At 32.6% G+C, this 7331-nt stretch carries 6 protein-coding genes and 1 pseudogene; 3 read left to right on the top strand and 4 right to left on the bottom strand.

Annotated elements, in window-relative coordinates; all coding sequences use genetic code 11:
- The first annotated feature begins 78 nt into the window (after positions 1–78).
- A complete protein-coding gene (locus tag NAT47_RS05700; RefSeq protein WP_250581316.1) occupies positions 79–534 on the top strand; it encodes a gliding motility lipoprotein GldH in 456 nt (151 codons plus the stop codon).
- Between the two features lie 49 nt (positions 535–583).
- Here NAT47_RS05700 and lgt read toward each other — a convergent pair whose 3' ends face one another.
- The 4 genes from lgt to folE all read right to left on the bottom strand — a co-directional run bounded on the left by lgt (position 584) and on the right by folE (position 4263).
- Complete coding sequence (lgt, locus tag NAT47_RS05705; protein WP_250581324.1) at positions 584–1513, bottom strand: prolipoprotein diacylglyceryl transferase; 930 nt, start codon at positions 1511–1513, stop codon at positions 584–586.
- Positions 1514–1741: 228 nt separating this feature from the next.
- Positions 1742–1999 carry a membrane protein insertion efficiency factor YidD gene (gene yidD / locus NAT47_RS05710; protein WP_250581326.1) on the bottom strand — a complete coding sequence of 86 codons (258 nt, stop codon included), beginning with the start codon at positions 1997–1999 and terminating at the stop codon, positions 1742–1744.
- A 45-nt stretch (positions 2000–2044) separates the two neighbouring features.
- Complete coding sequence (gene cysS / locus NAT47_RS05715; protein ID WP_250581328.1) at positions 2045–3529, bottom strand: cysteine--tRNA ligase; 1485 nt, start codon at positions 3527–3529, stop codon at positions 2045–2047.
- A gap of 62 nt (positions 3530–3591) precedes the next feature.
- Complete coding sequence (gene folE / locus NAT47_RS05720; protein ID WP_250581330.1) at positions 3592–4263, bottom strand: GTP cyclohydrolase I FolE; 672 nt, start codon at positions 4261–4263, stop codon at positions 3592–3594.
- Between the two features lie 228 nt (positions 4264–4491).
- Between folE and NAT47_RS05725 the strand changes: the two genes are divergently transcribed.
- Positions 4492–4833 carry a hypothetical protein gene (locus NAT47_RS05725; protein WP_250581332.1) on the top strand — a complete coding sequence of 114 codons (342 nt, stop codon included), beginning with the start codon at positions 4492–4494 and terminating at the stop codon, positions 4831–4833.
- A 6-nt stretch (positions 4834–4839) separates the two neighbouring features.
- Positions 4840–7331, top strand: a pseudogene (locus tag NAT47_RS05730) (T9SS type B sorting domain-containing protein); the annotation flags it as partial.

The raw sequence follows: 7331 nt of genomic DNA on the forward strand, positions 1-7331 counted from the left end.
ATGAACAGCTTTTTTTTTTATAAGAATGAATGTAATTTTATTTAAAATTTTACGTTTTTTTATTTTAAATAAAGAACAATGAAAACAAAATTCATTTTGATTGCTTTTGCACTGTTATCATGTAATAAAAACATAATCCATGATGATTTTGATTCCAATTTTGATAACAATCGTTGGGTTACATCGGATGTTAGAGTATTTGAATTTGAAAATACGCAACCTGAGGGTGTTTATGATTTAAAACTACATTTTGGTCATATAATTGGGTTTCAATTTAAAGAAGTGCCTTTAGAAGTCGAAATTACAGCTCCTGATGGTAAAACAGAAATACTTCCAGTTGCTATAAAACTTATTGATGATTCAGGAAAGGATTTAGGCGATTGTGCTGATGATATTTGTGATGTGTTTCAAACTATAAAAACGTTTGAAAATCTTGAAAAAGGGAAATATATAGTGTCGGTCAAAAGTAAGTTTGCAGGTCCTTATTTACCAAATGTTCTCGGTGTTGGAATTGTAATAGAAAAGCTAAAATAAAAAAGGCGGTTAGAATTTCTAACCGCCTTTTTTTGAATATAATTTTTTATTATTCTTTAACTTCTTTTGCTTTCCAAACAAAGTAAATTCCAATAATTATAAAAGGAATACTCAACCATTGTCCAGTTGAAAGTGCATTAAAAATTGGATATTGCTCAAATCCGCCTTGACTTTCTTTTACAAATTCCACTACAAAACGAATCGACCAAAGTAGAATTAAGAATAGTCCAAATAAATATCCCGCTTTATTTCTTGCTTCGGTTTTCCAATATAAAAACATTAGAATAGCGAAAACAAAAACATAACAGATAGCTTCGTATAATTGTGCAGGGTGTTTTGGAGTTACAGCAGCTAAATATTCCGCAAATTGAGGGTTTGTAGCAATACTATTGTAAGCCTCGTTTTTATCGCCAATTTGTGTTATTTGCATTGCGTCGCTTGCACTATACTTGTCTCTTAAAAACTTAATTCCGAAAGCTGAAGTAGTTTCAGTTCCTACTATTTCTGAGTTAAAGAAATTTCCTAAGCGAATAAAAATCGCACCTAAAGATACAGGAATTACGATTCGGTCTAAAATCCATAAAAAAGATCGTTTGATTACTCTTTTTTGAATATACAACATGGTGATTATAATCCCAATAGCTGCGCCATGACTTGCTAATCCAGCAAAACCTGTAAAATGTAGTGAAGGTTTGGTACTAATTGGTAATAAAATACTCAATGGATCTTGTTGAAATAATTCGGGTTGATAAAAAATTACGTGTCCCAATCGAGCTCCAAGCATTGTGGCTACTAAAGTGTATACGAATAATTTGTCTAAAGATTCTACTGATTCGTTTTCTCTAATAAAAATAGGTTTCATAATATACCAACCTAAACCAAAAGCTAAAACCCATGTTAGGCTATAAAAACGTAACATGAAAAATCCTAAATCAATTCCTTCTGAAGGATTCCAAACCATATTAAGTGCGTGAATCATAATTTTTGTTTCTGATTAAAGTGTAAAAATAAATATTATTATTGGGAAACTTGTTAAAATTCCGATAAGAAATTTTCAAGTGCAAGAACAACTTCAAGTTCAAAATTCAATTTTAGGAATACAGATTTAATAAATTTAAATAATTTTTAAAATAAGTAAAGAGAGGTGCTTTGTGTATCCCGATTCTAAAGAATAAACTCCAAAAATTTCCATTAAACTTTATAAAAATTATGGTACCGGATCATAACCGTTTCTTCCCCAAGGATGGCAACTAAAAATTCGTTTCAGAGCCAACCAACCGCCTTTAAACAAGCCATGTTTCTGCAACGCTTGAATGGTATAAGTGGAACACGTTGGTTCAAAACGACATGTTGCTGGTGTGAAAGGAGATATACCAACCTGATAAAATCGAACCAATAAAACAAATGGATAAATTACCCATTGTTTTAGTGTTTTTGGATATTTCAATTTATGTTGGCTACACATGGTTTTTATTAAAAAAAAGAATCTCAATTGAGATTCTTTGTATTGTTAAAAGGTAAAACTAGTTCCTTCTTTTCCGTCTTTTAATTGAATGCCTAAAGCCAATAACTGGTCACGAATTTGATCCGATAAAGCAAAATTTTTATTCGCTCTAGCTTCGTTTCGCATGCCTATTAACATTTCGACTACGCCACTTAATTTTTCAGTTGTATTTGAATTTCCAGATGCTTCGTTACTAATTCCTAACACATCAAACAAGAAACTTGAAATCGTATTTTCTAATAGTTGAATATCTTCAGTAGTTAACGTTTCTTTTCCGTCGTTTACCAAGTTGATGTAACGTGCGCCTTCAAACAATTGTGCAATTAAAATTGGTGTATTGAAATCGTCATTCATTGCATCATAACAACTTTTTTTCCAAGTTGCAATATCTAAAGTAGAAATTTTACTTGCTTTCAACATCTGGATTAGCTTGTAAGATTCCATCAAACGAGAATAGCCTTTTTCACTAGCTAACATCGCATCGTTTGAAATGTCTAAAACACTTCTATAATGCGCTTGTAAGAAACAAAAACGTACAATATTTGGTGCAAATGGTTTTTCAAAAAACGTATTTTCACCTGTAACTAATTCCATCGGAAGAATGTAATTTCCAGTTGATTTACTCATGCGCAAACCGTTCATGGTTAACATATTAGTGTGCATCCAAAAATTCACTGGCGAATGTCCGTTACAAGCTTTTCCTTGTGCTACTTCACACTCATGATGCGGGAATTTCAAATCCATTCCCCCTCCGTGAATATCAAATGTTTCGCCCAAGTATTTCGTACTCATAGCTGTACACTCTAAATGCCAACCTGGAAAACCTTCACCCCAAGGTGAATTCCAACGCATAATGTGTGCTGGAGAAGCATTTTTCCAAAGGGCAAAATCTTGTGGATTTTTCTTTTCGTTTTGTCCGTCTAAATCGCGTGTATTTGCAAAAAGTTCTTCGATGTTACGGTTACTCAATTCGCCATAATTCATTCCTTTTTGGTTGTAAGCAAACACGTCAAAATAAACCGAACCATTACTTTCGTAAGCAAATCCAGTATCAATCAATTTTTGAGTTAACTCGATTTGCTCTAAAATATGTCCCGTTGCAGTTGGTTCAATCGTTGGCGGAAGAAAATTAAAAGTATCCAAAACCTTGTGAAAATCTACCGTATATTTCTGTACGATTTCCATAGGTTCTAATTTCTCCAAGCGCGATTGTTTTACAAAACGGTCGTTATCTACATCACCATCATCTGTTAAATGTCCAGCATCGGTAATGTTTCTAACGTATCTAACTTTGTAGCCTAAATGTAATAAATATCTAAAAATCACATCAAACGACATAAAGGTACGAACGTTTCCTAAGTGCACATTACTGTACACTGTTGGACCGCAAACATACATTCCAATATTTCCTTCATGAATAGGAGTAAAGGTTTCTTTCTCGCCGGAAAGTGTATTGTATATTTTTAACGTTTGATTTTTATATAATTCCATTTTGTGATTGGTCTATGTTTAGATTTTAATTAAATTTTAGAATTTATTTTTGTAAATTTTAATTAGAATTGAGTGTCTAATTTAATGTAATCTAAAAATTCTCTACGAACTTTATCTTCTTTAAATTTCCCTCCAAATTCTGCGGTAACGGTACTACTTTCAATATCGCGAATGCCTCTAGAATTGACACATAAATGTTTCGCATCTATAACGCAAGCAACATTTTCAGTGCCTAAAACTTTTTGTAATTCTTGTACAATTTGAATGGTTAATCGCTCTTGAACTTGAGGGCGTTTAGCATAGTAATCAACAATTCGGTTCATTTTAGATAAACCAACTACGGTTCCATTAGAAATGTAGGCTACATGAGCACGTCCAACAATTGGTAATAAATGATGTTCACATGTTGAATATACTACAATGTTTTTTTCAACCAACATTTCACCATATTTGTATTTGTTATCAAATGTGGATGAACTAGGTTTTTTATTTGGATTTAGACCACCAAAAATTTCTTTGACAAACATTTTTGCAACTCTATTTGGTGTTCCTTTTAAACTGTCGTCAGTTAAATCTAGTCCAAGAGTGTTTAAGATATTTTCTACGTCTTTTTTAATCAATTCAATTTTCTGATCATCAGAAATAGAAAATGCATCATCTCTTAATGGAGTTTGTGCACTTGTTGCAATATGGTCGTTTCCTATTTCGTTCTGAAAATCCTGGTTTTGTTCCATGTTTTATGATTTTTTTTGCAATTTTTTTAAGTCTTGCAAAGATAAGTAATAAAGTTTAAAAAATATTTTTTAATGTTAATTGTTGGAAAAAAAGTATTTCGTTTTAAATTTTTGTTAAATTTGTTTTTTACAATATTAACTTTCAAACAATCAATAATGAAAAAAAATTTACTATTTGTTATGATTTTTTTGTTTCAACTTAGTTTTTCGCAAACAAAAAATCATTCAATGTCTTCAATTTTAGAAGTAATTAAATTAGAAAAACATCAAGACACCAAACTTGATTTTATAGATAATGCAAAGATTTCATGGGATTTTTCGAAAATTGATTTAAAAGGTAAATATGTAGCTATAGAATTAGTTACCATTTATGACTGTTTTAATGGAGAAAATGCTTCTGATTTTAAATCCCAGTTCACAATTCTTAATAAAGAAAATTTTAAAATTAAAGGAAGTCACGATTTGATTCATTTAGATTTGATGGCTAAATGTTTTAAATGGCGAATTATACTTCAAGGTACTAACGGAATTCAAGTTTCTGATTGGTCATATTTTTCATTCCTAAAATAAATTAAGATGAAGAAATTATTAATACTATCATTCCTATTGCTTTCTGGATTATCTAATTTGTTTGCTCAATCATCTACATGTGCTAATGCGCAAGCAATGTGTTCTGGAAATCAGGGGCCATTTAATAACACTACAAGCGTACCTAGTTTTGGCAATTTAGGGTGTTTAGGAAGTACTCCTAATCCTGCTTGGTTTTATCTACAGGTTGGTACTTCAGGAAACATTGACATGACATTATCTCAAATTAGAAATAGTAATGGGAATCCAATTGATGTGGATTTTATTTTATGGGGACCATTTAATTCTTTGACTAATATTTGTAATAATTTGTCATTATATTCTCCAGGATATTCAGGGCCTAATAATGTTGTCGATTGTAGTTATTCAGCTTCTGCTACTGAAACTGTTAATATACCTAACGCAGTAGTTGGTCAATATTATATGTTATTGGTAACAAATTATTCAAACCAAGCGGGTACTTACACTCTTAATCAATCTGGAGGAGCAGGGGCATTAAGTTGTGAAATTGTGTGTGGTGTTACTTTAGGACCAGATAGATATTTATGTGGGGCTACAACAAGTGTTACCCTAACTGCAACGTTTTTAAATCCACCTACTACTCCTGGTTCTCCAGTTTACTCTTGGTATCTTAATGGTGTACTTCAATATACAACAACAACAAATACAACGACTGTTAATCAAAGTGGAACATGGACAGTGAGTGTTACTAGGCCTGGATGTTCTGATGTGGCTACTGATGATATTATTGTTCAATTTATTGGAGCTGTGCCTTTTAATTCAATTGGTCCATTTTCAGGTGCTGCTGGAGAGTGTGATCCTGTTTTTAATTTATTATCTTATCAAGCTAGTTTAGTGGCCCCATTTGACCCAGCTAGTTTTACTTTTGTTTATTACGATGAAAATGGGGATATAATTACAGATCCAGCAAATTTTTCGCCTGCAGATGACACTTTCATAGGTATTAATATTAGTGCAGGACCTTGCAGTGTTTTTGATATAGTTGAATTTTATGTAGATTGTGTACCTGCAACATGTGATTTGGATTTAACATCAGCTCCAGCTACATCATCTCAAAATTTATGCTTAAATGATCCAATAGTCAATATTACTTATCAAACATCTGGAGATGCAACTAATGCAAACGTTACAGGTTTACCATCTGGTTTGTCTTCTTCTTACACTGCAGGTGTTTTAACAATAAGTGGGAATCCGACACAAACAGGAACATTTAATTACACCGTTGAAACAGTTGGTTGTACACCAAATTTAACTTTAACGGGTTCTATAGTAGTTAATCCAAACCCAACTTTTACTTCCTTAGCTGCAAATGGACCTATTTGTATTGGTCAAGATGCTGTATTTACTTTAGTAGGTACTCCTGGTGCGATTGTATTATACAGCATCGATGGTGGTTCGGTTCAAATTGCAAATTTAGATAGTTCTTCAGGATCTGCTACAGTTACCATACTTGCAGCTACATCGAATGTAACAATAAATTTAATAGAGATAGAATTAGGTACTTGTGATATTGTCTTAACTAATACAGCTACTGTAGTTGTTCAACCAACACCTGCAATACCATTGATTACGATGACAGCACCTACATGTACAGCAGATGGATTTAGTACTATAATAAATTATGATGCTACTTTAACTTATACGTTTACACCAGCAGGACCGACAATAGATTCTACAGGATTAATTTCTGGAATGACTTTCGGAACATCTTATACAGTTACTGCAGGTAACGGCACATGTACTTCACAAGCTTCAAGTTCATTTTCTAACACGGCTACTTTAAGTATTCCTTTAGTTCCTACTATTTCAGTTACTGCTCCGACATGTTCAGCTAATGGATTTGCGACTATTACTAATTATGTTACAGGTTTAACCTATAACTTTACACCAGTAGGACCAACTGTTGATTCAACAGGATTAATTTCAGGAATGACTTTTGGCACTTCTTATGTAGTTTCAGCAAATAATGGAAGTTGTTCTTCGACTGATTCTTCTTCATTTGTTGTTAATTCGATTTTACCAACACCAGTTGCACCTACAGTAAGTGTTACAGCACCTACATGTGCAGCAGATGGATTTAGTACTATTACAAATTATGATGCTACTTTAACTTATACGTTTACACCAGCAGGACCGACAATTAATGCTTCGGGATTGGTTCAAGGAATGGTTTTAGGTACTAGTTATCAAGTAACGAGTACGAATGCTTCATCATGTACTTCACTAGTTTCAAATAGTTTTGTTAATAATCCAATGTTAGTAACACCAGCGGTTCCTACTATTTCAGTTACTGCTCCGACATGTTCAGCTAATGGATTTGCGACTATTACTAATTATGTTACAGGTTTAACCTATAACTTTACACCAGTAGGACCAACTGTTGATTCAACAGGATTAATTTCAGGAATGACTTTTGGCACTTCTTATGTAGTTTCAGCAAATAATGGAAGTTGTTCTTC

Origin of the sequence: Flavobacterium fragile, from assembly GCF_023634865.1 — a bacterium.
GTDB lineage: Bacteria > Bacteroidota > Bacteroidia > Flavobacteriales > Flavobacteriaceae > Flavobacterium > Flavobacterium fragile.